Source organism: Paenibacillus sp. MDV22-iso6 (genome assembly GCF_058408365.1).
Genome location: NZ_JBZVDZ010000001.1, coordinates 444127 through 470253, shown reverse-complemented (window position 1 = coordinate 470253; position 26127 = coordinate 444127). Strand labels below are relative to the sequence as shown.

The following is a 26127-nucleotide window of genomic DNA, read 5'->3' as shown; positions in this document are numbered from 1 at the left end:
CCGTATCACCAGTCACACCGGTGACTCCAGCTACTCCTGTCGCTCCAGTCACACCGGTGGCTCCGGCCAATCCTGCGGCTCCCGTATCACCAGTCACACCGGTGACTCCAGCTACTCCTGTCGCTCCAGTCACACCAGTAGCTCCGGCCAATCCTGCGGCCCCAGTAGCTCCGGTTACGCCTGGATCACCTGTGGCTCCCGTAACGCCCGCTGCACCGACAGCTCCGGTCGCACCCGTTACGCCTGCCGCTCCTGCAGTTCCTGTCGCTCCAGTCACTCCGGTGGCTCCAGTTGCACCACCTGCTGGACCTGCTGCACCCGTGGCTCCGGTTGCACCCGTAACTCCGTTCAGACCAGCTGCACCTGCTGGACCTTGGCTACCCGCCGGACCGATCGGACCAATGGGTCCCGCAGGCCCAGGGTTACCCTGCGATCCCGCTGGACCTACCGTTCCTTGAGGACCAGCAACACCTTGAGATCCGGCCGGACCGGCAGGTCCTGCTGGTCCAGCGGGTCCAGCAGGACCCGGAATTCCTGAGTTTCTAAGTGCGTTGGCAAGAGCTACCTCTACTGCTCTGATGGCAATGACCAATTGATCTTTGTCCGCAGAATGGATGCATTCCTGTAAAACAACAGACAACAGCGTATCAAGCAACTGCTGCAAGTTGGTGCCTACGCTTATTGGAGAGAATGGGATGACCTCCGCTGAAGCAATGGAAAGTTCCAAGGCAGCTTCCAAGCTGGCCTTGTTTCCTTTCTTTAATTTCAAATGATGAACCAAAGCCAGCAATTTGCGCAGAATTTCAATCAAAACAGAAACATTAACCTGAGTTGGATTAGCAAATACCTGTACTATGGCAGCTTTCAACTCGCCAATCAATTTGAGGAGTAAATGGGCTTCTTCCCCAATACCTGTGAGATGTGATTCTCCTCCACCTTTTCTAAAGCCGCTTCCGCCGTGCACACTGCGTTTCTTGTACTTCATCTTCCATAATCTCCTCCTTGGGAGCCCTGTTAATGTCCGCAGGTCGGGCGAACATCACTTGCTTGATGTCAACAATATATTACCAACATCAAATTTTGTGATGAATTCACCTAAAATTATTGCAATTTAATTAATTCAATTTGTTAAACGACCATCTTTGTGCATCCGTACCGTTATCATTCCATTGCTGGATTGCAGCTCCATCCGCCGTTGAAGAGCTCGAAACATCTACCGCCAATCCATTCACCTTGGAAATGATTTTATAGAAACCGTTACCCGCATCCTGGATGCTCCACCTTTGGGCGTTAGAGCCATTATCATCCCATTGCTGGAGCTGTACGCCGGGTGATGCTGTTGAGTTAGGCACATCCAGAACTTTTCCACTGTGAACCGCCGTGAGTTTATAGAAACCATCCCCTGTGCTGTCGACCCTGAACGTTTGGTTGCTCGCACTGTAGTTGGTCCATTGTTGTACTTTGGCTCCGCTTGCCGTGGATACATCCACAATATCCAACACTTTACCGCTTGCTTTGGAACCGATCGTATAGAGACCCCCGCTGACAATGTTCGGTGTACTCGCTGCTTGATATACCCGCACATAATCCACCAGCATTTGTGATGGGAAAGGTGTCGCATTATTAGGGCTGCCAGGCCAATTCCCACCCACAGCCATATTCAAGAGGAGGAAAAACGGACGTTGGAACTCCTCCGTGTTGCCTGTTCCATTTTCGATGTAAAACTCATTGAACTGTTTGCCATCCACAAACCATCTTATATATTTGGAATCCCATTCGATGCTGTATACATGAAATTGGGAAAAATCAAGATTCTCCGATATCTTTCCATAATCGGCATGCCCGTTAGCATCCCAGTGTACGGTACCGTTTACAAAAGCATTGTTGTTGACCCGCTCCATAATGTCGATCTCTCCGCTCTTAGGCCAGCCGACGGAATTAATGTTGCTTCCCAACATCCAAAAAGCAGGCCACAGCCCCTGACCGGACGGCAGCTTGATGCGTGCTTCAACTTTCCCGTAAGTAAAATCCTTCAAGCCTTGGGTTTTGATTCGTGCGGAGGTATAGCTGCTGCCATTGTAATTTTCTTTGCGTGCAGTGATGACCAGATTGCCACCTGTAACTTGCAGGTTCTCGGTGCGATTCGTATAATACTGCAATTCATTATTTCCCCATCCGCCGCTGCCGGTACCAATCTCTGCAGACCAATTCGACGTATTCAGAGAACTTCCATTGAATTCGTCACTCCACACCAGATTCCAATTGGTCGCTGCGTTTGTCGTCGTGCCAGGCAGTAAAGCGATTAGGAAACTGAACAGCACCAGCGTACTTACGATTTTTCTTTTTCTCAACAATCTTTTCCCTCCCCATATTAACGGACTGATTCTGAACGGGGATACCCCATTTTTCTCAATCCGTAACAACGTTTACATTAAATGTATTCTGTCTGCAACTGGATTATTTCTAACAGCGAACAGGATATTCCATGGACAAGACGGCATTTGAAGTATTTTATCAGGCCTGTGCGAATGAACGGTTCATACCTTGTGACCTTTAATATATTAGGGACATGGCAAATGGTTTGTTCTCAACGTGAGGAAGGAGTAAGCGGTATGAGCAGGCAAGTAATCATTAATGCGGATGATTTCGGGCTGTCGCCCGGCGTTAATCAGGGGATTATTCAAGCATATCAGGCTGGTGGAATTACGAGTACTTCGATGATGGTGAATATGCCGGGCTTTGATCATGCACTGAGTTTAGCCCGATCGCTGCCGGACCTCGGAATCGGATTGCATTTTAACCTGACTTACGGGAGACCCGTATCCGATCCGGCCATCGTGCCTTCTTTGGTGAATCCTGACGGTGCTTTTCATCAAGGCCAGTGTGGATTAATACGAGATTTCACTGATATTACCAAAGAACTCGATGCTCAATGGAACGTTTTGGCTCAAGCGTCACTTTCCCCTACACATCTCGATTCCCATCAGCTGCTTCATCAAAACGATCCCATCATATTCCAAATCATGGCGGAGAAAGCTGTCCGGGAAAACATCCCGCTTCGGCGATCTCAGGTCCGGCATGCAAGCCCTATGCCAGCCCCTCGGATGACGGATACGATTCTGCTGGATACTTACGGAGATCATGAGGGTTTGCAGCGATTGCTACAACATTTATCTAAGCTCCCAGATGGCATTACCGAGATTGTATGTCATCCCGGATATGTCGATGGTGCTCTGCGTAAAATTTCCAACTGGCTGGACATCCGCGAGCATGAGCTTGCAGTATTTGTCAATCAGGATGTTCCCCGAACGATACAGGCTCTGGGCATTATGCCAATAAACTACAAAGCGGTGATGGATACCACGGAAGAACCATGCGAACTGCCACCAATACAAATGACATCACTTCTCAAACCAGTAGAAAAAAGACGGCCTCGTCATATGCGGCAGCGCTTGTTGAAGCGGCAGCGTTTGGCGAAAGTACATCGCTTGTCCAAAAAACGAAGAACACTCCGTCGATCTTCTTCAACCCGTAAACGAGTGTAATCCATTACAGAATCGCACAAAGAATAGGACTATAACCAGTACATATTACTGTTGGTTATAGCCCTTCGATCTCATCTCTTAATCCAGTTCTAATTTAAATACGACGGGTGAGAAGCTATGCACGTTCCTTGTCGTTATCGTCAAGGACTCTTCCGTCCTGCTCCACTCCGGTTCTTCGTCAAAGCCCAATACCTGAATGTCCCTGATCAGTCCATGGAAATGATGAGAATTCTCCTTCAGCGAACGAATATGAACGATTCCGTTCTCCGGGTAAGCCATAACCGTGGCATAAAGGCAGCTTTCTTTTACAGTGAAACGAATGTCTTCACTTGTGAAGATCTTGGTCTCTCCATCTGTAAATTGTCCTTCCTTCACCTCGGTCGGCCCTTCCCCATACGTCCGCCAGAATGTCGTGTCATAAATCGCCTCGCCATTCACGTCCAGCCATTGACCTATGGCAAGCAAAATATCCCTGTCTTCATTCGGGATACTTCCATCTGCCTTTGGTCCAACATTCAGCAGCAGGCTGCCATTTTTGCTCACTATATCGACGAGGTCCCTGATGATCTCATCCGCTGTTTTATAGTTGTTATTTTCTGTATAACACCAGGAATTTTTGGCGACAGCCGTATCCGTTTGCCAGAAATATGGTTTCAAATCGGCGAATTGCCCACGCTCCACATCTGGAACGGCACAACCGAGCATAAAGGCATCGTGTTTGTAGTTAATCGCTACCGGAATGCCCCACTCATCACCTTTGTTATAGTAGTAAGCGCTGAACTTTTTCAAGTAAGGTTTGAACGCTGCCGTCTGGATCCACCAATCAAAATAAAAAACGCTCGGCTGGTATTGATCCACCAGTTCACAGCAACGAAGCAGCCAATCTTCCAGATATTCATCCGTTGGAGGTGAGCCGTATAAATCCTGATGATCCGGTTCTGGCATGGCAGGCCAGTAGAAATCACCGCGTCTGAGCGGCTCCTTGACATCTGAATCAAAGTTTTTTCCATGGGACATGAAAAACCAATGCTCAGCACGGTGTGACGAGACACACAAGGTAAGTCCCTGCTTCTCATACGCGACCTTCATCTCACCCAACAGATCCCGTTTGGGTCCCATTTCAACTGTGTTATAGTGAGAGATGGAGCTTTTGTACAATTGAAAGCCATCATGGTGCTCAGCTACAGGCATCACATAACGGGCTCCTGCCTTTTTAAAAAGCACGGCCCACTCATCTGCGTCAAACTTCTCTGCAAGAAACATCGGAATAAAATCTTTATAGCCAAAATCCTTTGGATGACCATAAACGCTAAGGTGATGTTCATAAGCTTTGGAGCCCTCAATATACATATTTCGTGAATACCATTCACTGTCATACGCAGGGATCGAGTAAAGACCCCAATGAATGAAAATACCGAACTTGGCGTTCTTGTACCACTCGGGAACCTCGAATGCGCTAAGTGAATTCCAGTTGTCCTTATACTTTCCTTCAGCAATCGTTTTGTCGATCTGTTGCAAATATTCGTTTTTGTCCAGCATTGTTCTCATTCGGTTCTCATCCCTTCCGTTATCGGCTGCACTTGTATTGTAGTAGCTGGTTGAGCAGATAGACATGCAGAACGTTAACTTTAGGATGGACAATAATAACCTTTGTAGGGAGTTGAGGTTAATGAATCATAAGACGTTGCTCACGAACCACTTATCCAATCTGCAGGTTGATTTGTTCATAGTCAACTTCAATCGCTGCGATACGGATTGGCGAGACCTCGATTACACACCCGATTACAGCAAATTTTATTTGATCTGTGAAGGCGAGGGCTGGCTCAAGATCGGCGATCAGGAGTATTATCCTGCACCGGGACAGCTTTTTTTGATGCCGGAGGGGGTCACGCAGTCTTATTCAGCCATCAGTGATCGTCCTTTTCTCAAATACTGGTGTCATTTCAGCGTGAAGGTTGGAGGGATCAACCTATTTCAAATTCTGAATTTCCCCCACTTCTGTTCATCGGATCGGCCCGAGCTAATACAGGAAATATTCAACAGCATTCTTGATTACGCCCGATCCGATGAAGTCTATGCGCATATGATGGCAAAAAGTAAATTAATAGAATTGTTGTCCCACTACATTATGCATCTGGATCTGGAACAGATCTGTTATACAAATATACCTGTTATGGAGAAAATATCTGCAATACTGGCCTATATTGATTCCAACATTGAGGAAAATATTTCTGTCCGGGATCTGGCTCAGATTGCCTACATGCATCCCAATTATTTCATTCGTTTCTTCAAACAGCACATCGGCGTTCCACCCATGCACTACATTGCCAGCAAAAAAATGGACAAGGCAAAAGAACTTCTGACCAGTACGCCAAAAACAGTCACTGCCATTGCCGAGAACCTTGGGTTTAGTGACTTATATTATTTCTCAAGGCAATTTAAAAAGCATACAGGTCTTAATCCAACGGAGTATCGCAAACAAATCATGGTATGAGGAACACAAAATCTAGCGATCCAAAGAGTATAGACTCACTGGATGCAATATAAAAGGCGATACTCAGAGTTAATTCTCTGAGTATCGCCTTTTCTTTCATTACAACATTATTACCCTTGGTTAATCAAAATGGACAAAGCACTTTTGGATTCGAGTTGGAAACTTAACAATTCTTCTTCTCTTAGCTGAACCTGCACATTTCCTGTCTCTTCTCCGTCATTGAAAAGCACGAGAGCAATCGAACCATCCGTATTTTTGAAGGCTACGGAACGAATGGATGCCTCATTGGAGGACGAGTCAATGCGTACGGCTTTGGGACGAATCAATGCACTGAAATGAGCCAGAGCATAATAGTCCAGTGTATAGGTAAGCTCTTTCGTTTGCTGGTTAACCTTCACAATGCCGCGGCACGTACTTTTCCCGAAGCCAGGAACGGTAGGACCGTTGTTCTCATCCAGTGCCATATTCCAGAGCACAAAAGATTTGCTGTAATTGCGAAGAATCTCAATACCCGTTCTGATCACATTGGAGAAAGCTTGTTCGAATGGAGGGATCCATTCTCCTCCTGATCCTTCGGTGAAGTGTACCTCTTTACCGGCGACAGCTTCATACACCTTTGTTTGTGCCGAGGCTTCGCCCCCATACCAGTGCCAAGCGACTCCATCTACCTCTTCTGCCGCCTCATCAAGTACTGTCAGCGGGTAATCCGGACGATCCCAGTTGTGATCATAACAGAGGATTTTGGACTGAATGTCATTTTTGACCAAAGCCGGCTTGAGATGATTTTTGATAAAGTCTGCTTGCGCTTCAGCTGGCATCAACATGCCGGGATAATGACCTGGTTCATAAAGTGCTTCATTCTGTGGTGTTACTGCATGGATAGGCAATCCATGTGATGTGTAGGCTTGGATATATTTCACAAAGTATTCCGCATACGCCGGATACCACTCATTTTTCAGTTGACCTGTAATCATCGAGCCGCTTGTTTTCATCCAGCCCGGAGCGCTCCAAGGTGAAGCGAATAGCTTCAGCTCAGGATTGAGCTCCAAAGCCTTTTGAGTCAAAGGAATAACATCCGCTTCATCATGTGCAATGCTGAACCCGGATAATTCCGGGTCCGTTTGATTTTCTGGCAGATCATTATAGCTGTATACCGTTCTGGCATAGTCTGAAGCGCCCATCGGATTGCGGATGACCGACAATCCAATGCCTTCCTCGGGATGGAACAACCGAGTCATGACTTCCGCTCTCTGCTCATCGCTTAATACCTGGTTAATCAGATAGGCAGATGAGTCGGTAAAAGAAGCCCCAAAACCATCCATTTCCTGATACGTTTGCTGATCATCCAGAAGGATAGTCGTTGTTTCCTTGGCGGAGTCCTGCGATTTCAATTGATCCTGGGACACAGATACAAACAATGCATCTTCTCCCGTGGATTTGTACATTTTGAATTTCGTCATATGCTTTCCCTCCACATTCCTCTTATTGGATACCCAATTTCTCTTTATTCTGTTTCATTTTCTCACTACGGACCTTCAGGATATCATCCCAACGGTTTTCACCTAAAAATGACTTGTAAGCGGCGAGCGCATTGTCAAAAGAGGCATCATCTTTGGCACGTACCATGCTTACCAGGGTTGAATTCCACTTGGCGTTGATCGCCGACAACGCACGTGCTTCAGGTGTTCCTTGATTCGGACTAATATTCTCCAGAATGAAGTGTGGTTTCAGTTTGCCTTTGCCCCACTCTTGCATTTGTTTAATCGCTTCCGGGAAAGCATCTGCACTCAGTGCTTTGTAACGGTCATGGCCAAAGAACATGAATTCACCCATCCGGTATTCCTTCTTGAATTTGTCCGCATTATGAAGTTGCAGGTCTTTCACAGCTGGCATCAACTCAACCGTACCATCTGCATTCTTTTTATACGTCTCGCCTTCAATACCATAGTTCATCAGAAGCTGACCTTCTTCACTGAGCAGGTACGTAAAGATTTGAATCGCTTTAGCTGGATCTTTGGCGTCTTTGGAGATGAAGTTGATCATCCAGCCTGTAATACCGGATTGATTAAGTGTCGGTGCATTACCTTTGGTGCTTTGTGGTCCATCAACGGCAACATACTCTTTGCCTTCATTGGCACTCAGATAAATTTGCAGATTTCCTCCCTGTTGAGGTGTACCATCCAGCAGCATCGTTGCATATTTTCCGGATTTCACTTTTTCCTCAAAGGCCGTACCATCATCAGCAAAGCTGTCATCACTGATATTTCCGTCTCTGTATACCTTATTTAAAGTCTTCAGCCATGTAAGATAATCTTCATCCTGATTGCGATCATAGAATTCTCCATTTGCAGTTTCAAGCGGCACGCCAATGAAGTCTTGCAACACGTCTCCGAGTGAACCTGTTCCTTCACCGATAGAGTTAAAACCAAATGGAATCAGTGTTGGGAACTTTTCCTTGATCTGTTTCATCACACTTTCGAATTCCTCTGGTGTTCCCATGACAGGACTTCCCAAAGCTTCGTATACATCTTTACGGATGATAAATGCCGTTTTGGCTGGGATGTTGCCGCTATCATAATCGGCTTGCGTATTGGAGTAGTTTGGATAGCCATACGTCTTGCCATCAGCCTGCTGGAACCAGTTCAGGGTATCGGCAGCTGCGACTTTGTTGAAGTATGGATCATATTTCTCCGCAAGATCATTCAGCGGCATAGCCCAGGTTGCGGCTTTTTGCACCACAGGAGAGTTAGAGTCAAATACTGTCAGCAGGTCAGGCATATCTCCACCGGCAAAGAACGTATTTAACTTCGTGTCATCACCTGTAATGAATTTGATATTGATGTTCAGATCTTCCTTGATCTTTTTGGTTACAATGTCTTTGCCGAAATCCGTGTTCCACCAGTCGGCATTAACGTACCAAGTTAGGTCTGTAGCTTCTTCCTTTTTATCCAGCTGCCAAGCTGGTTTTTCCGGATCGACTGTATAGCGATCTTCAATGGAAACCCAGTTTCCTTCGCTCGAACCCCCTGATCCACTACTGCAGCCTGTAATCATGATCACCGCTGTCAGCAATGCCGCGCACAGTTTAACTCCTTTTTTGCCTGCTGCCTTATTCATCTTGAACATATTGTTTCCTCCTTAAAGTTAGGTGAGAAATATTGAATAGAGCGAACTTTCGAACAAGCTTAGATTCCTCTTACTCCTTGACTGCTCCCAGCATCATACCCGAGATAAAGTATCTTTGAAGGATAGGATAGATCAGTATGATCGGCAGAGTAGTAATAACAATCGTAGCCAGTTGCACCCCTTTAGTCGTTGTTTCAATGACTGCCGAGCCGCCCACATTTTGCATGGATTGCGTTTGGGACTGAACAATAATCTCGTACAGCATCATCTGCAGCGGATACAGCGACTGATCGGTAATGTACAACTTAGTTGTCATAAAGTCATTCCATTGCCCTACTCCATTGAACAATGCAATAGTTGCCATCGCTGGCATGGACAGCGGGATGAAGATTTTGAGGAAAATATGCCAGTCTCCTGCACCATCGATTTTGGCTGACTCCTCCAGGGAATCCGGTACATTCCGGAAGAAATTCATCAGAATGACGACATCATAGAAGCTGAACAATGCCGGAATAATGTACACCCAGAAGCTGTTGAGCAGGCCAAGTGATTTGATCAATAAGTACGTTGGGATCATTCCGCCAGAGAAGAACATCGTGATAACTCCCATGGCTACGTACAGTTTACGGCCACGTATGTGCTTTTTGCTCAGACCGTAACCGACCATGGCACAGAAGAATACGTGTGTAACGACTCCGATTGTTGTTTTGGAAACGGAGATGAAGAACGCTTGCCAGATGTTCGAATCGTTGAATACGGCTCTATAATTCTCCAGCGAGAACTCCGGTGACCAGAAGATGAACCCGCCTTCCGCCAAAGCCTTGCCCGAGCTAAAAGAAGAGATAATGACATTCCAGAGCGGAACCACAATAACGACAGTACAAATAGCGAGTAAAATAATATTTAAGGTATCAAAGATCCGACTATCGAGATCTTCTTTAGCCACCTTTCCATTCACACGGGATGCCTCCTTCTACAGCACAGATTGATTATCGTTTAATTTGCTTGTAATTTTGTTCGCGGTGACCAACAGAATAACGGACACGATCGAGACGCCCAGACCAACCGCGGTAGCATACGAAAAGTCACCCTGTGACATCCCCATACGATATACATACGAATTGATAACTTCTGCCTTGTCACGGTTTTGCGAGTTCATCAGAACGAGCGTCTGGTCCAGATTGGAACCAAGTAAACCGCTTACAGTAAGAATCAGATTAAGGCTAATGATTGACTTCATGTTAGGCAATGTGATATTCCAAATTTGTCTGAGACGGCTTGCACCATCAATTTTGGCTGCCTCGTAATACGTAGGATCAATCTTGGACATAATCGCCAAATACAGAATCGTTCCCCAGCCGGCCTCTTTCCAAATATCGGATAAAACTGCAATCCACCAATACTTGCCTGCATCCAGCAAAATGTTCTGCGGTTGCGAGATCACTCCCAAGCTGAGTAGCAGCTGATTAAACAATCCCGTTGTTGAAAACCAGGTGATCAGCATGCCGCCCAATACAATCCAGGACAGAAAGTGAGGTAGATATGAAATCGTTTGCACGAACTTTTTGAAACGTCCGCTGTTTAATTCATAGATCATGATCGCCAGGATAATGGGAATGACAAACCCGATACCCAATTTCAAAAAGCTGATCCCCAGCGTATTCACTACGGCATCCCAGAAGTATTTGTCTGACATAATGATTCTGAAATTTTCCAAACCGACCCATGGTGCGCTAGACAGCGTATCAATAACGGTGTAATTTTTGAATGCAATCGTCAATCCGTATATCGGAATGTAACAAAAAATAATCATAAAAATGATGCCGGGTATAATCATTGATTGAATTTCCCATTGTCTTCGATAATCGATGACGAACTCTTTCATTCTTTGTCCGATTGGCTTCCTTCCCCCCGGTCTTACAGGCTTTTTACCGGTTGACGACGTCTCTACGGCTAATTTACTCACGCTCTTTTTCTCCCCTCCAACTTAAGCATTTCCTCATAAAAACGTTTTTATTTTATGACAAAAAAACCCCCTAATATCAAATCTATAATTAAAAAAGACCGGAAATGATTGAATCAGTTATGTTAAAAAATCACTCCGGTCCATCTTCACATGACTTGAGCCCCGTATGATAAGTTCACCCGCCAGTTTTTGTGAAACCCCATGTTCCTTCTTCTTGATCATGCGAACCAGGTGATTGATCGCCAGGATACCCTGCCTTGCAATCTGGTTTCGTACGGTACTTAATGGCGGGGAAAAATATTGGGCAATATCAATATCATCGAAGCCTACTACACTTACATCTTGAGGAACCTCGAAGCCATGAGACTTCAACGCATGGATGCAGCCGATTGCACTCACATCATTTCCTGCAAGAAAAGCATCAGGCAGCTTGGCAGGATGCAGATGAAGAAAAGATTTTACAGCACTGTAGGTGCCCTCTTCCTCAAAATATCCCTGTAAGATGTAATCATCATCCAACGGAAGCTGGTACTCACGCAAAGCGGCCAAATATCCATCTCTACGCTGATTACTGTCAAACATGGTGTCCACGCCGGATATGTAAGCAATTTTCTTGTGCCCCAGTCCAATTAAATACTTGGTTGCTTCGTAACCCGCTACATAAGAGTCAAATATGACGCTTCCCATAGTATCGCTCTGATAGACCCGATCCAGAAACACAGCCTTAATCTTGTCTTTCTCCATAGCGACAATATCCTGCTCATCAATCCGCAGTTCTTCGTAGATGATAACGCCATCCACACGCCGTCCCAGAATATTACTCATAATGACCTGCTTATCCTTGGTCACAAACACATTCAGCCCGTAGCCCAGACGATCGCATTCGCGAGACATGGATTCAACCAGCTTATAAAAGTATGGACCCGACACACTTGTGGTGAAAAAGCCCAGCATTTTGGTTTGCCCGGATTTTAGCAGCTTGCCGTTCAAGTTGGGAACGTAGTTTAAACGCTCTGCCACCTTCAGGACATGTGATTTGGTCTCTGGGTTTAAGACATCCACGCCGTTCAAGGCGTTGGAAACCGTAGAAATGGATACCCCGGCTTCCCTTGCAACATCTTTAATTGTAATCTTTCCCATAATTTTTTGGTCCTTTGCTATAAAAACGTTTTTATATATTTTAAATTAGCATAAAACCGTTTTCAATACAACACTTATTCACTGATTTTTTTTGCTACTCATTTATTTACGATTTTTGGCATGGTACAAGATACTACGAAAGTATACGTGTAGAGACTAACTATGCGGAAGGAAGATGATAATGGCCTTTATTGAAAGGTATGCGATAAATGAAAATGGTGCAGTGACTTTCACAGGCAATACGCTTGGACTTAGCCGCTCTGAAACTGTTGGTGTTCCCGGGACAGTTGACAGCATCGGGGCTTATATTACGACGGATACCACACAGCAGTTTGGAACATATCCACCAGGAACAACGAATCTTTTTCAGAACAACAGCTCCTCTGCTGTACTACAAATCCCCGCAGGCAGCAGCATCCTGTATGCCGAATTAATCTGGGGGGGTACATACATTGACAATACGGAGAACAATTCCGCCTTTATCAATGATGCTGTACAGTTTACAACTCCAGCAAGTCAGACCAGTGTTTTTCCGGACCCGGCAACCAGTTTTGAAGTCATCTTGTCCACCGCTTCCGGATTCCCCACAACCTATGCCTATGTTCGTTCTGCAAACGTTACAAGTCTAATCTCTGCTGGAGGAGCAGGAACCTATACGACCAGTGGAGTAGTTGGAACACTGTCCATACCCGATCCGACCTCCAACCATGCGGGCTGGACACTTGCGGTAGTGTACCAAAATGCTGCCTTGCCTTTGAGAAACATGTCCATTCGAGTGAATGCCGATGTCATTCTTTCCACTTCGGGTCCTGTCAACATGATTATTGATGGATTTGCCACACCATTCATGGGTCCACTGGCAGGTCGGGCACAATTCAGTACACAGGAGGGTGATGCGAACAAGACCGGGGATCAGGCTCGTTTTGGACCGACCATTGCCACTGTGACGAATCTGTCAGGTCCGAACAACTTCTCCGACAACTTCTTCGCTTCACAGATCAATGATGATGCCGGAAACCTCGATACCTCTGGTACGTTCGGGACAAGGAATCAGATCAATGGAACCCCTGGTACAAACATCGTTGGTGGTCGTCAAGGCTGGGATATTACGAACGTGGACGTCGGATTTACATTGCTCAATACACAGACTCAAGCTGCCTTCCAGCTTACAACGAATGGAGACGGCTATCTTGTTGACGGCAACGGATTACAGATCGATATCAACCTCCCTGCCCTTAATGCCGTCAAAAGTGCCAACGTAACTGATGCTGTCGTCGGAGATACGGTAACATATACCATTATCATCTCTAATACTTCATTGGTTAATGCAACGAACGTTATGTTCTTTGACAACATTCCTGCAGGAAGCTCCTTCGTAACGAATAGCATCACACTCAATGGGGTTTCACTGCCGGGTACAGATCCGGTAACCGGATTTCCGATTGGAGATCTCAACTCGGGAACCTCCGCTACCGTGACCTTCCAGGTATTGGTCACATCCGTACCTGTACCGGCTCAGTTGTTTAACCAAGCCAGAGTCGGTTATACTGCCCCTACCGTACCCGATGGTCCGATTATTAATACTGCGGTTACCTCCAATGCAGTGGTGGTTCCCATCTATGAACCCAATGTGGCTATTGTCAAAAGCGCAGACACAACCAATGCTCTTGTCGGAGATACAGTTACCTACACGTTGGTCGTAACCAATACGGGAAATATTGATGCCACAACAACCGTCCTAGACAATATACCAGACGGTTCCGTCTTTGTACCGGGCAGCGTAACCGTCAATGGTGTTTCTCAACCAGCTTCTGACCCTGTTGCAGGAATACCTATTGGTCCGGTTGCACCCAACGCAACCTCTACAGTCACTTTCCAGGTAAGTGTTGTTAGTCAGCCAGCTGGATTGCAATTGGTCAATCAGGGAACAGCCTCCTATACCTTTCAGCCACCAGATGGCCGTGTAATTCCCGGATCTGTTACATCTAACACGGTTGTCATCCCTGTCTCGCTACCTATGTTGAGTGTTGTGAAATCAACTGCTGCTACAGATGCAGTGGTTGGTGATACCGTTACCTATTCCTTTACAGTTACCAATCAGGATGCCAGCAGCATTACCAACGCTGTACTGACCGATAACATTCCAACGGGTTCCTCGTTTCTAACTGGAAGTGTCACGTTAAATGGTGTACCCCAGCCTACAGCAGATCCTGTTTCTGGTATCTCTGTCGGTACTCTCTTGCCTGGTGCATCAGCCACAGTCACTTTCAGTGTTCAGGTAAATACCCTGCCCTCACCACCTCAACTAACAGATCAGGCCCAGGTGAGCTTCGACAGCGGTACCTTTAGCGGAGTTTCCTTTTCCAATATGGTCATCATTCCTGTGTTCCAGGCCATTATAGCCGTTACTAAGGCTGCTACACCTACGTTTGCTGTAGTCGGGGAAGCCGTGACCTTTCAGTTTACCGTGACCAATTCAGGAAATATTGGCGCAACAACCACATTAACGGACATCATTCCGCCAGGTGCCACCTTTGTTGCCGGAAGTGTACTCGTAAATAGCCTTCCGGTCCCTCTTGCCGATCCGAATGCCGGCATTTCTCTAGGCCTCGTACCGACAGGTAGCTCGACCCTGGTCAGTTTTCAAGTCGTAATTACATCATTACCGGCTTCGTTTCAGATTGTTAACCAAGGTAATGCCAGCTTCACCTTCACTCCACCGGACGGCCGCATTATTCCTGGCAGCAGCAGTTCCAATCTAGTCGTTATTCCCATTTCGGCAGACAATCTGACCGTAGTCAAAACAGCAAGTGAGCTCCAAGCCGTTATTGGGGATATTGTCACATACACGCTAGTTGTTCAGAATAATGATCCGGTTGACGCAACCAATGTCAGTCTCACAGACCCTATTCCTGTTGCTTCTGTTCTGGTTCCGGACAGCGTAACGGTGAACGGTGCATCTCTCCCAGGAGTCGATCCTAGCACAGGGGTCCCTATCGGAACAATTCCAGCCAACGGCTCTGCAACTGTCACGTTCCAGGTCAGTGTGGTCGGAACAGCTCCGCCGGTTCCTTTTCCCCTGTTCCTGGTTGACCAGGCCACCGTTACGTTTACAACCGGAGAATTCACTGGAACGGCCTTATCCAATATCGTCAATGTCCGGGTGTTTGAACCCGTCATTGCGCTGGTAAAATCAGCTGTCCCATCGACTGCTGTTGTGGGTGATATTATTGCGTATACCGTTTTAGTGTCCAATGGCGGTAACTATAACGCTGACGTTATCCTGGTTGACCCATTACCGGCAGGAGAGGCTTTTGTACCGAATAGTGTGCTGATCAGTGGTAACCGTTGGAGCAGTGCCAACCCAATAACCGGAATTAACTTGGGAACGATCCAGCCCAATTTTCCGGTGACGGTTACTTTTCTAGCCACAGTGACATCCGTGCCAACTCCACCCGAGCTTGTCAATCAGGCTACTGGAGATTACACCTATACTCTTCCTGACGGGCGGATCATTCCGGGTTCATCCTTGTCCAATACGGTGACGGTTCCCGTGTCCGAACCGGGGGTTCTGTCCCTTGCCAAATCAGCTGATGTTACCGCCGCGGCCCCAGGAGATATTATTACGTATACGCTGCTCGTTCAGAATCCTACAGAATTGCTGGCAACATCCGTCTTTCTTACGGACCCGATTCCGGCTGGGTCAAGTTTTGTGCCTGACAGCCTCACCCTGAATGGTGTAGCTCAACCTGGGGTTAATCCCTCCACAGGTGTAAGTATCGGCACTATAGGTGCAGGCAGCTCTACGACAGTGACGTTCCAGGTCAACGTCAATGCACTTACACCGCAGCCTGTGACCCAGACGTTAACCAATCAGGGCACCGTTACCTTTGCCATAAACGGAGTAAGTGGAAGTTCACCGTCCAATGTCGTTTCCATTCCTGTCTATAATCCTGTCATTACCATTCTTAAATCCGGTACCCCCGATGCCGTAGATCTTGGAAATACCGTGTTCTATCAGCTTGTTGTTCAAAATACAGGCAATATTGCAGCCGATGTAACTGTTATTGATCCAATTCCACCTGAATCATTCTTTATCCCTGGATCTTTAACCGTAAACGGAGTGGAAATAAGCGATAATCCGGTTAGTGGTATTCCATTGGGGGAAGTGGCACCAGGTGAAACATTCACGATTAACTTTCAGGTAAATATTCTGTCATTCCCATCGAATAATCAGGTTGTGAACACAGCGATAGTCAATTATAATTTCACTCTTCCTGATGGCAATGTCATTTCCAATTCTGTGGAGTCCGATTCAGTCACTACTTTTATCAGCGATCCTCTTCTGGAAATTGTCAAATCTGCTTTGCCGAGTCAGGTCGTCCCGGGAGAAACGATTACGTTCTCCTTCCTGCTGACGAATGGTAACAATGTCCCGTTTAGTTCCATTATATTTACGGATCGAATCCCTGAAGCAACTACTTTTGTTAATAACAGTGTTACGATCAGAGATGTGAGTGTACCCGGAGTCAATCCGATTAATGGATTTGAGGTAGATAATATCGCACCCTTATCCGCGATTCCTATCACCTTCCAAGTCATTGTGAATCAAGGAATTACATTGGCTCAGATCACCAATCAGGCCAGTGTTTCCTATACATTGGGCGAGGTTTCATTTAACGTTCTGTCCAATGTCGTTCTCATGCAGGTGATTTTCCCAGTTCCACCAGTACCGCCAGTACCACCCGGGCCTCCTGAGCCTCCAACGCCGCCGTTACCACCTGTTAATCCGACTACACCAACAACGCCTGGTTCTTCACAACCGTCCACCCCATCCGTTCCTTCCATACCAATCTCAGCACCTGTGATTCCTGTCCAGAAGACGGCAAGCAAAAGCATTGTTGAGGTAGGAGAAAGCGTTGATTATGTGGTCCTCATTCAGAATACGAGTGCATTTGCAGCCAAAAATCTGGTTCTCACGGATCAACTGCAATCTGGCGTTACTTTGGTTTCTGGTAGTGTCACAATACAGGGTATTGCTCAACATAATTGTAGTTTGGCGAGTGGAGTCTCCTTGGGTGATCTGCTGCCAGGAACATCGGTGGAGGTTGGATACACAGCCATAATCAAACATCAGCCATCCAACGGAAAGGTCATGAATCAGGCTACAGTCTCCCTTTCCTTTGTTCTTCCAGACGGCAGTTTAATTCCCATTACGCTGGCTTCCAACAAGGTTATCGTCACTGTTGTTGAGGCCGAAGAGTAAAATTCAATCTCTTTTCTTTTTCCGCTTTGGTGATCGCATATTGCTTTTGCGTCCGGACTTTAAACGACGGTTAACTGTCGTGCCTACACTCCTCTTACTGCGTTGCGGTAAGGGGAGTTTTTTCTCTGGTATTTCACGCTTCTCTTGCCCTAATGTGGGAGACAAGTGTTCCAGATAAAAGGGCTTCTCCAGTCCTTCCTGATCCTGATATTGAATTCTTTGCTCTTTGATGTAATCCGGCTCCTCCAGCAGTTCGCTTGATTGGTATCCAGCAACTTCGGCATCTGAAATCGACTGCTTTACAACAAGGAGATGATACATAATCTGATAAGCTACATTCAGTTGGGAGTGTCGTAACAGTTCCAGTTCCGTTTCATTGTATAAACCGTGATAGGAAGGGAAATAGAAAAACTCCATGTTGAGCAACCTGAAATCGATAGGGGATTCTACTGTCTCCTCCTGAAGCTGCAGGCGATCTGAACTATACAAAGGTGACTTGTCATCATGTATTTCATTGACCTGAGAAGTCCAGAATTGGGGCATGTATTCATTAAACAACTGCTTGAAATGGGGATTAACCATATGTGAGGTTACATGTGCATAGGGGGCTACGATACAGACAATCGCTTTGTGTGTACTAATCCTGTATATTTCCTCCATCACCTGCTGCAAATGATCAACATATTGCAAGCTGTGTGAACACATCACAAATGTGGCACAGTTATCATCAATCGGGAGGGGCGAATTGATATCGTGAACAATGTTAGTCGTGGGATATGCTATTCGATCAATTCCCGTACAATTTTGGTGTTTATTTTTTCCGCTACCCAAATCGATTCTCAATCCGCTCACTTCTTCCTCATACAATTTAATACTGTATTTTATTCCAAAGTGGGACTACGTGTATAAGCGTTCACCCTATGTTCATGGCATATTATGCAAAAAAAGCAGCTCATATATGAGCTGCCGATAATCATGCTTCTAATTCCCCGTTCTGGGTGTACATACGATAAATTTGTTGTACCTGCTCTTCCAATCGATCAAAGCGAACAAAACGATCGGCTCGAATATACTCCTTCTGCTCCACCAACATAATCATCGTGGGAACTGTGAAAATAAGAAACCTGGACGCCACCTCTTCTACTTGGTTAGCATTGATGTGGGCCAAGTGCACCATTGGATACGGTTCAAGTAACTCCCTAATCTTAGGGAGTAAGGCGTGACATACACTGCACTCTGGCCGTGATACGTACAAAAAAACCAATTCATGTTGCTTAATCATTTCTTCGATCATTTCTATGGATGTTAAAGTATGGAGCTCTTTCATAGGGGTCATCCCTTTCGGTCAGTTGGCAACTATAGTTAAACTATAGTTTATCACGAATGATTGACTGTACAAATCTCGCACTCACCTAAACATTTTCTTTTCAAACACAGCCTATCTGCATTAAAATGAAGTTGGAAGATCATCCCATATGAAAAGAGGTTATTGTATGAAAAAATCATTTGTTTTTCTGCTTACTGCCCTGATTGCTGTTATCTCCTTCTCCGCGTATGCACCTGCATCTGCATCTGATGCCTCTGGTGATATTGGAGTTAGCCTGCTATCCGATCGTCAATCAGGCACAGTAAAATAAGCGTTCGCACTCTTTCCAAGAAAGAATTTGTACAGAAAATCAGCAGGCGGCCAGTTCGGATAACATCCGGGTTGGTCGCCTGCTGTCATTGTCATTGTTCTTTTCAGCAATCTTTACTTCCAATCCCTCTTGCGAAGATAGGATTCGAATACAAATGTTCCAAAAGGCAATAAGCCTGCTACCAATCCCATGAACCAGCGTGAAGCTTTCCACTTCTTCACAACTGCCAAATGCACAAGTGTAATCAGATATAGCGGAAAAAGAATACCGTGAATCATACCCATAATCATTACTGGGGAAGACATATCGGCTAAATATTTTAGCGGCATGGCTATAAAAATCAACAGCAGCAATGATATACCTTCCCAAATGCCTGCAATTCTAAATCGACCCGTCACTGTCTTCATCCTGTTCAATCTCACCTTTCCAGCGGCTAGTTTGTGAAATGTGTAACTTGTTAAAACATGTTTCAACTTGAAGCCACATCATCTATAATAATGCAGCTTCTCTTGAAACGTCTTGTTCAGTATACCGCATGGTTCAGGTCCGGAAATGCTTCAATTTTGAATAATTAATGACTGAACTATCCGTGAATGAAATGTTGAGTTTTAAATTCAAAAATCGCATCAACAGCATAATGATATCCGCCTGATTTTCGAAAGGATTCCCTCAAATTCGCAGCAGCTTTCTCAAAAGAAGGAACGCTCAACACATGATCCACAGCTTCACGCAGCTGACTGGCAGTCAAGGTTTGCATTTGTAAGCTGATACCTGCTCCTCTACTAACAACCTGCTCAGCGATGATCGGCTGATCGGCGCTTTGAGGGAGTATAATGAGGGGAACCCCATAATATAAACCTTCATTGGTACTGTTCATCCCGCCATGTGTAATAAATAATTTAGCGGACTGCAATACATCCATTTGTGGAACATAACGTTTAACCATAAAATTCCCCGGAATTTCTCCCAGATCCGTAATTTGTGTTCTATCCCCTACAGACATGACGATTGTATGATCGGTATTCCCCAATGCTTCCAAGCAAAGCTTATAGAAATCAAGAGCTTGGTTAAAAATTGTACCCAGTGAAATGTAAATAGGTCTTTTCCCTTTAATTGCTGTCAGGTCGAAGTCTTCATGCGTTAATCGCGAGAAGATGGACGGACCTACAAAATGATACGTGTGGTCGAATGCATCTCCATAAGGCTGAAATTCCCTTGTTGTATATACGATGGTAAGCGGCGCGGGATTGCAAAACACTTCGTAGGGAGAAGCAATCTCCACATCATATTTTTCCTGTAACCTGATCGTCAGGCTATGGAATGTATCGTTTATAGGTTGGGCGATTTCGGTAGGAACATTTAAGAAAAAGTGTTGCATCAAATGATCGAAAGATTCTTCATTCTGCGCAAAAGAAGTGCATGAATTAATTGCAGGCAGCTTCAGAATTTGCGCAAGTAAACGTCCGCAGCCAAACATGGAATCATGGATGATGTAGTCAAAATGTTCACCCTTAATCTGTTCAAGCACGCTCGGAATGACGATATCTGCCGTAAGTAAAAGACCGTTGACTCGCTCGAGCACATAATCTCTGCCACCTGAGACAAAGGCTTTAATGAATTTTTGACCGTCAAAGGTTCGGACTATAGCCCCCGTCTTTTCCATACGTTCCCGATAAGCTTCTATAGTGAAGTACACGACCTCTTCCCCGCGTGAAATAAGCTCTTGCACGACGCCAATTGTTGGATTGACATGACCCTCTGATCCACCGTTAATAAATAAAACACGTGCCATAACGATCCCTCCTTTGCTATGCTACGTTCTCTAAAAGGTGTAAGAATTCGTATGCAATGATGTGCTTTTCCCCAAAAAAATTTAGGTGGTTGCACGTTCTATCAGTTGAAATTCCAATTGCTGAGGCTGTAGCTCCTGCTTGCCAAGGACGGCCCATAATCGATGAAAGGCCTGCGTAGCTTGTTCTGCAATTGGATTATGTATGGTTGTTATTCCAAGCACACGCGACAACTCAATGTCATCGAAACCAACAATAGCAAGTTGTTCAGGAACTTGTATATTCTGTTTGCGTGCTTCGGACCAGATTCCAATTGCTGCATAATCATTCGAACATAACACCGCTTGAGGAAGTTCTGGCCCACTTGCCATTCTTCGCATCGCCTCTTCTCCGTCAGATGAGCTGAACACGGAATATTGATAAGCTTCACGCAATACAGGCAGACCCTTATCTGCCATAAATGATTCATAGGCTTCCCGCCGACTCTGAGTATTCAGGCTTTCTGCTCTGCCAAAGGCATTGGCAATGCGGGTATAGCCTTTGGACACCAGATGTTCAAGAGCTAGCCTGTAGCCTTGCGCCTGGTCCATAGCCACTGACGGAATTTCGTCATCTCCCATCCGCTGCCAAGATACAATCGGACCATACTCGCAGTAGGCTTTCAGTTTGTCTGGATGATTGACACAGGTCATAATCACCAGTCCATCTACTCGTTTACTCCGCAGATCCTCGAACGCCTGCAATTCAATCTCTTTATCTCCACGCGAAGTATAGATCAGGGTCTGGAATCCATAATCCATCGCTGTATCAATGAATTGATTCATGAACGTAATAATAATTTCGTTGGTTGCGGATGTGACAATTCCAATTTGCTTGGTCTGTCCGGTAGATAACGAAACGGCATTTCGGTTCGGGATATAGTTGAGCTGTTTCATGATTTGCGTTATTTTCTGCCGGGCCTCGTCACTCACATGTGGTGAATGATTAATTACTCTGGACACCGTGGCCTTCGAGTAGCCGGACAGCTTCATAATTTCATCGAACTTGGACACATGAAGTCTCCTTTCTTGCTGACTTTCTATGATGATTTACAGTTTGCCTCAAAATAAATAAAAAGTAAAACTTGACGTGTAACCCGTTCCAACGATTAAGCTTTTTTTATGCAGTGCTGCTGTATGTAATATTCACAACGAATTCATAACGATTGGAGCGATACACATGACTCATTCTCAACATCCATCATTTCATTTCCCTGAAAACTTTCTGTGGGGTGGTGCGATTGCCGCCAACCAGGCTGAAGGTGCATATAATCTAGGTGGCAAAGGTTTGTCCACTCAGGATGTGGCTCCCAAAGGTATCATGGGTCCCATTACTGAAGAACCGACTGAAGATAACATGAAACTGATCGGGATTGACCTCTATCACCGTTATAAAGAAGACGTGAAGCTGTTCGCTGAGATGGGATTCAAGGTATTCCGTACTTCCATCGCCTGGTCCCGTATTTTCCCTAAAGGCGATGAGCTGGAACCCAATGAAGAAGGCCTTCAATTCTATGATGATCTCTTTGACGAGTGTCTTAAATACGGAATCGAACCACTGGTCACCCTTTCCCACTACGAGACACCTCTCCATCTCTCCAAGGAATATGATGGCTGGGTTAATCGGAAGATGGTCGGCTTCTACGAGCGTTATGTGACTGCTGTATTTAAACGTTATCAAAATAAAGTGAAATATTGGCTCACGTTCAACGAAATCAATTCGATTCTGGAAGCACCATTCATGAGCGGTGGGATCTACACACCAAAAGAGAAATTGAGCAAGCAGGATCTTTATCAGGCAATACACCATGAGTTTGTAGCCAGCGCTTCTGCTGTGAAACTCTGTCATGAGATCATTCCAACTGCACAGATTGGTTGTATGATGCTCAGTATGCCGACCTATCCACTAACACCGAATCCCGATGACATGATTAAAGTGATGGAATTCGAACACAGCAATTATTTCTTCGGAGATGTACATGTGAGAGGCCGCTATCCTGGATACATGAAACGTTACTTCCGTGAAAATGGAATCCAGATTCAGATGGAAGATGGCGACGAAGACATGTTGCTCCATACCGTCGACTTCATTTCTTTCAGCTATTACATGAGTATCTGCCAAACGGCTGATCCGGATAAACAAGTCGCAGGTGAAGGTAACCTGCTTGGAGGTATACCTAACCCTTACTTGCCTGCAAGTGAATGGGGATGGCAGATCGATCCGCAAGGACTGCGTTATGTTTTGAATATGTTCTATGACCGTTATCAGAAACCACTCTTTATTGTGGAAAATGGGTTGGGCGCTGTGGACGAGCTTATTACCGGATCTGATGGTGAAAAGACAGTTGAAGATGACTATCGCATTCAGTACTTGAATGATCATCTTGTTCAGGTCGGGGAAGCCATTGAAGACGGCGTTGAAGTTATGGGTTATACGTCCTGGGGATGTATTGATGTGGTCAGTGCTTCGTCAGCACAATTGAAAAAGCGTTATGGTTATATCTATGTTGATCGCCATGACGATGGTTCAGGAACACTCGAACGGTATCGCAAAAAGTCGTTCCACTGGTACAAAGATGTCATCGGCAGTAATGGCAAAAGCCTGAAACGCTAAGAATGGATACACCTGGAGCAGGTACATTCCTGCTCTCCCCCAGCAGAAAACAAGGACATACATTGGTATACGATGTGATGATGTATTGTTTTCTGCTGAGGGATTTTTATTAATATGGGAGTCCCGTCTTCAGTTGAATTGGACCAGGTCCGGTTCCAACGATTTCAACGTTAACCATCTCATCCCTGCTTCAAAGTCTTCCTGGAAGGAATCGATCAGAATGATGTCAGGATAAGATGGCATCGACAGATCGCCTTGATACATTTGCCACGCTTGAACCACTGCATCTTCTTCAACCATCTTCTGGTAAATCACCACCTGGTCTGGAGCAAGAATCGCATTTACCATTTGAATCATTTTGCATACCGTTGCAATAAACGCTTCCTTTTCCACTGTATCATACCAATCAATTCCCATAGGAAGGTATTTGACTTCCCCGGCCATGCCACGTTTTCCTTTGATCACTTTACCGTCCACATAAATGCCCATGCCTGGAGGATATTTGGTTGGAAAATAAATTCCGATGACACACTGATCCTCGTCTAACTCTCTTTTTGCGCAATATCCGCTAATTGCAGCGTTCACATCATTTTCCACCATGACTGGTAATCCGAACTGTGCTTCAAGATCTTCAATCATGCGGACACCTTCTAACTGCCGGTGACTGCTCACCGTAATTTCTCCGTTCACGGTTTGCCCCGGAATACCGATACCGATGACTTTAATGGAAGCATGTTGAGCCAGTACGTTCCCAATGATTTCATAGAAGTGTGTCTGGTCAAAGGCGGGCATCGTATATTCTTCTCTGAACACCATGTTATCCTCTAAGTTAATGACAGTGGCTGTGATCAGATCCTGCCCCTGCTTTTCGTTGATATACATGACCAAAGCCAAGCTAAAATCGTAATTATATCTGTAGGTTAATGCAGGTCTCCCCCCGTTGGAAGGTACTGTCTCGTCCTCAAACAGTTCACCCAGTTCACACAACTCTTTGACCAGTGAATTGACGGTTACTACACTGAGCTTGGTCAAAGAGGCCAGTTGTGGCTTGGTTGCTGTTTCTACCCGTTTCATGACCTGGCGTACATGGTTTATATTAATTTCTTTCATCAAATACGCGTTCGCTATTTTCATAAGCACCCCTACTCCATAGTTTCTTCTCCAATGTAGTAACTATACAATATCTCCAAAGGGTTTAAAAACACCCGATGAAAAAACATCGGGCATTCTGAGGGTTCGTATACATTTGTGTTAGCTTCTTCTATACTTCGTTTTGTCTGCTTCCGTTATTTTGCGAATAACTCTGCATGGATTACCCGCAGCAATTACATCCGAAGGAATGTCTCTGGTAACTACACTTCCTGCACCGATGATTGTGTTATCTCCAATGGTCACACCCGCAAGCACAGTCACGCCGCCACCAATCCATACATTATTGCCCACTGTGATGGGACCTACAATTTCAAGCCCTTCGTTACGTTGTTCCACATCATAAGGATGACCAGCAGTGTAGAATCCACAATTCGGTGCAACAAAAACGTTGTCACCAAACCGGATTTTAGCTCCATCCAGCATAACTATATTATGATTGCTATAAAAGTTCTCGCCAATTTCAATGTTATAGCCGTAGTCACATACAAATGGCTGCTCGATCAGGAAACGATCCGTCGTTTTTCCAAGCAACTTTTTGATCAATACTTCTCTCTCAGTGATCTTACCTGGATGAAGCTGATTGTACTCGTAACAAAGTCCCTTCGCGTACAACCGCTCATCAATTAATTCTTTGTCGTAATTCGCATTATACAGTAGTCCCAGTTGTGATTTCTCTTTTTCAGTCATGAATTCTTATGCCTCCAACTCTTCTGTCCAAAATGAATAGATTAAAGCTCTATCTCTCTAATGATTCTAGCAGGATTTCCACCAACAATCATATTGTCCGGAACATCTTTTGTGACTACGGCACCGGAAGCAATAACGACATTGTCCCCAATGGTGACCCCTGGATTAATGACTGCCCTGCCTCCGATCCATACATTATTTCCTATGGTTACTGGCTTACCATACTCTGCACCTGTTATCCGTTCGAATGGATTCAAGGGATGGGTAGCAGTATATATGTGAACATCAGGTCCCATTAAACAGTTATCCCCAATGCGCACTTCACATACGTCAAGTATCGTACAGTTAAAGTTGGTATAGAAATGCTCTCCAACATGAATGTTGTATCCATAGTCAAAATGAATGTTCGGTTCCATGCTCAGGTGTTCACCCGTTGAACCCAATAGCTCTTTCAATACTTTTGTACGGAGCTCACCATCTGTTTCTGTAGTCTGATTGTACATGCGTGTCATTTTTCTAGCATGTTCCCTGTCTTCAGACAATTGGGGATCGGAAGCCAAGTACAGCTCACCATCGATCATCTTTTGTTTTTCTGATTTTGTTGTGATATTGCTCATGATTGTTTCCCCTTTACGTCTATATTAATATTCGAACTGTTAAATTAAGATACTT

21 protein-coding genes are annotated in these 26127 nt (G+C 45.3%); 5 read left to right on the top strand and 16 right to left on the bottom strand.

Annotation, left to right across the window (positions count from 1 at the left end; all coding sequences use genetic code 11):
• Positions 1–985 (bottom strand): collagen-like repeat preface domain-containing protein (locus tag AC4PM4_RS02030; protein ID WP_491612603.1); only part of this gene is annotated, 985 nt, incomplete at its 3' end.
• Positions 986–1115: 130 nt separating this feature from the next.
• The gene (locus AC4PM4_RS02025) at positions 1116–2354 is read right to left on the bottom strand and encodes an RICIN domain-containing protein (RefSeq protein WP_063563599.1); all 1239 of its coding nucleotides are present in this window, start codon (positions 2352–2354) and stop codon (positions 1116–1118) included.
• A 258-nt stretch (positions 2355–2612) separates the two neighbouring features.
• Between AC4PM4_RS02025 and AC4PM4_RS02020 the strand changes: the two genes are divergently transcribed.
• Positions 2613–3545, top strand: coding sequence for a carbohydrate deacetylase (locus AC4PM4_RS02020; protein WP_179132098.1), 933 nt, complete (start codon positions 2613–2615; stop codon positions 3543–3545).
• A gap of 78 nt (positions 3546–3623) precedes the next feature.
• Here the strand turns inward: AC4PM4_RS02020 and AC4PM4_RS02015 are convergent, their stop codons facing one another.
• Positions 3624–5093 carry an alpha-L-fucosidase gene (locus AC4PM4_RS02015; RefSeq protein ID WP_491612602.1) on the bottom strand — a complete coding sequence of 490 codons (1470 nt, stop codon included), beginning with the start codon at positions 5091–5093 and terminating at the stop codon, positions 3624–3626.
• Positions 5094–5214: 121 nt separating this feature from the next.
• Between AC4PM4_RS02015 and AC4PM4_RS02010 the strand changes: the two genes are divergently transcribed.
• A complete protein-coding gene (locus AC4PM4_RS02010; RefSeq protein ID WP_491612600.1) occupies positions 5215–6039 on the top strand; it encodes an AraC family transcriptional regulator in 825 nt (274 codons plus the stop codon).
• 110 nt (positions 6040–6149) lie between these two features.
• On the opposite strand, the gene AC4PM4_RS02005 is transcribed toward AC4PM4_RS02010, so the two are convergent.
• The 5 genes from AC4PM4_RS02005 to AC4PM4_RS01985 all read right to left on the bottom strand — a co-directional run bounded on the left by AC4PM4_RS02005 (position 6150) and on the right by AC4PM4_RS01985 (position 12271).
• Positions 6150–7499: a glycoside hydrolase family 30 protein gene (locus AC4PM4_RS02005; RefSeq protein ID WP_063563593.1), complete on the bottom strand. Its 1350-nt coding sequence runs from the start codon at positions 7497–7499 to the stop codon at positions 6150–6152.
• 22 nt (positions 7500–7521) lie between these two features.
• Positions 7522–9165 (bottom strand): type 2 periplasmic-binding domain-containing protein, encoded by a 1644-nt coding sequence (locus AC4PM4_RS02000; RefSeq protein WP_072732697.1) that lies wholly within the window; start codon positions 9163–9165, stop codon positions 7522–7524.
• Between the two features lie 70 nt (positions 9166–9235).
• Positions 9236–10123, bottom strand: a complete 888-nt coding sequence (locus AC4PM4_RS01995; protein WP_063563591.1) for a carbohydrate ABC transporter permease — start codon at positions 10121–10123, stop codon at positions 9236–9238.
• Positions 10124–10138: 15 nt separating this feature from the next.
• Positions 10139–11050, bottom strand: a complete 912-nt coding sequence (locus AC4PM4_RS01990; protein ID WP_052016450.1) for an ABC transporter permease — start codon at positions 11048–11050, stop codon at positions 10139–10141.
• 198 nt (positions 11051–11248) lie between these two features.
• The gene (locus AC4PM4_RS01985; protein ID WP_063563590.1) at positions 11249–12271 is read right to left on the bottom strand and encodes a LacI family DNA-binding transcriptional regulator; all 1023 of its coding nucleotides are present in this window, start codon (positions 12269–12271) and stop codon (positions 11249–11251) included.
• Positions 12272–12452: 181 nt separating this feature from the next.
• Here AC4PM4_RS01985 and AC4PM4_RS01980 point away from each other — a divergent pair, with 181 nt between their 5' ends.
• On the top strand, positions 12453–17537 hold the full coding sequence (locus AC4PM4_RS01980) for a DUF7507 domain-containing protein (protein ID WP_491612597.1): 5085 nt from the start codon (positions 12453–12455) through the stop codon (positions 17535–17537).
• Between the two features lie 3 nt (positions 17538–17540).
• Here AC4PM4_RS01980 and AC4PM4_RS01975 read toward each other — a convergent pair whose 3' ends face one another.
• Both AC4PM4_RS01975 and AC4PM4_RS01970 read right to left on the bottom strand, forming a co-directional pair.
• On the bottom strand, positions 17541–18389 hold the full coding sequence (locus AC4PM4_RS01975; RefSeq protein ID WP_176854330.1) for a methyltransferase domain-containing protein: 849 nt from the start codon (positions 18387–18389) through the stop codon (positions 17541–17543).
• 121 nt (positions 18390–18510) lie between these two features.
• Complete coding sequence (locus AC4PM4_RS01970) at positions 18511–18831, bottom strand: thioredoxin family protein (RefSeq protein WP_491613056.1); 321 nt, start codon at positions 18829–18831, stop codon at positions 18511–18513.
• A 199-nt stretch (positions 18832–19030) separates the two neighbouring features.
• Here AC4PM4_RS01970 and AC4PM4_RS01965 point away from each other — a divergent pair, with 199 nt between their 5' ends.
• Positions 19031–19174 carry a hypothetical protein gene (locus tag AC4PM4_RS01965; RefSeq protein WP_176854328.1) on the top strand — a complete coding sequence of 48 codons (144 nt, stop codon included), beginning with the start codon at positions 19031–19033 and terminating at the stop codon, positions 19172–19174.
• 113 nt (positions 19175–19287) lie between these two features.
• On the opposite strand, the gene AC4PM4_RS01960 is transcribed toward AC4PM4_RS01965, so the two are convergent.
• The 3 genes from AC4PM4_RS01960 to AC4PM4_RS01950 form a co-directional block, all read right to left on the bottom strand.
• On the bottom strand, positions 19288–19581 hold the full coding sequence (locus AC4PM4_RS01960) for a DUF3817 domain-containing protein (protein WP_090806051.1): 294 nt from the start codon (positions 19579–19581) through the stop codon (positions 19288–19290).
• Positions 19582–19757: 176 nt separating this feature from the next.
• Positions 19758–20966: a macrolide family glycosyltransferase gene (locus AC4PM4_RS01955; protein ID WP_090949654.1), complete on the bottom strand. Its 1209-nt coding sequence runs from the start codon at positions 20964–20966 to the stop codon at positions 19758–19760.
• An 81-nt stretch (positions 20967–21047) separates the two neighbouring features.
• Positions 21048–22016, bottom strand: coding sequence for a LacI family DNA-binding transcriptional regulator (locus AC4PM4_RS01950; protein WP_063563584.1), 969 nt, complete (start codon positions 22014–22016; stop codon positions 21048–21050).
• Between the two features lie 166 nt (positions 22017–22182).
• Between AC4PM4_RS01950 and AC4PM4_RS01945 the strand changes: the two genes are divergently transcribed.
• Positions 22183–23616, top strand: a complete 1434-nt coding sequence (locus AC4PM4_RS01945; RefSeq protein WP_072732692.1) for a glycoside hydrolase family 1 protein — start codon at positions 22183–22185, stop codon at positions 23614–23616.
• A gap of 129 nt (positions 23617–23745) precedes the next feature.
• On the opposite strand, the gene AC4PM4_RS01940 is transcribed toward AC4PM4_RS01945, so the two are convergent.
• The 3 genes from AC4PM4_RS01940 to AC4PM4_RS01930 all read right to left on the bottom strand — a co-directional run bounded on the left by AC4PM4_RS01940 (position 23746) and on the right by AC4PM4_RS01930 (position 26072).
• Positions 23746–24750 carry an ROK family protein gene (locus AC4PM4_RS01940; RefSeq protein WP_491612594.1) on the bottom strand — a complete coding sequence of 335 codons (1005 nt, stop codon included), beginning with the start codon at positions 24748–24750 and terminating at the stop codon, positions 23746–23748.
• Between the two features lie 117 nt (positions 24751–24867).
• Complete coding sequence (locus AC4PM4_RS01935) at positions 24868–25455, bottom strand: sugar O-acetyltransferase (RefSeq protein ID WP_072732690.1); 588 nt, start codon at positions 25453–25455, stop codon at positions 24868–24870.
• A gap of 41 nt (positions 25456–25496) precedes the next feature.
• Positions 25497–26072 carry a sugar O-acetyltransferase gene (locus AC4PM4_RS01930; protein WP_488730793.1) on the bottom strand — a complete coding sequence of 192 codons (576 nt, stop codon included), beginning with the start codon at positions 26070–26072 and terminating at the stop codon, positions 25497–25499.
• Positions 26073–26127: the final 55 nt, after the last annotated feature.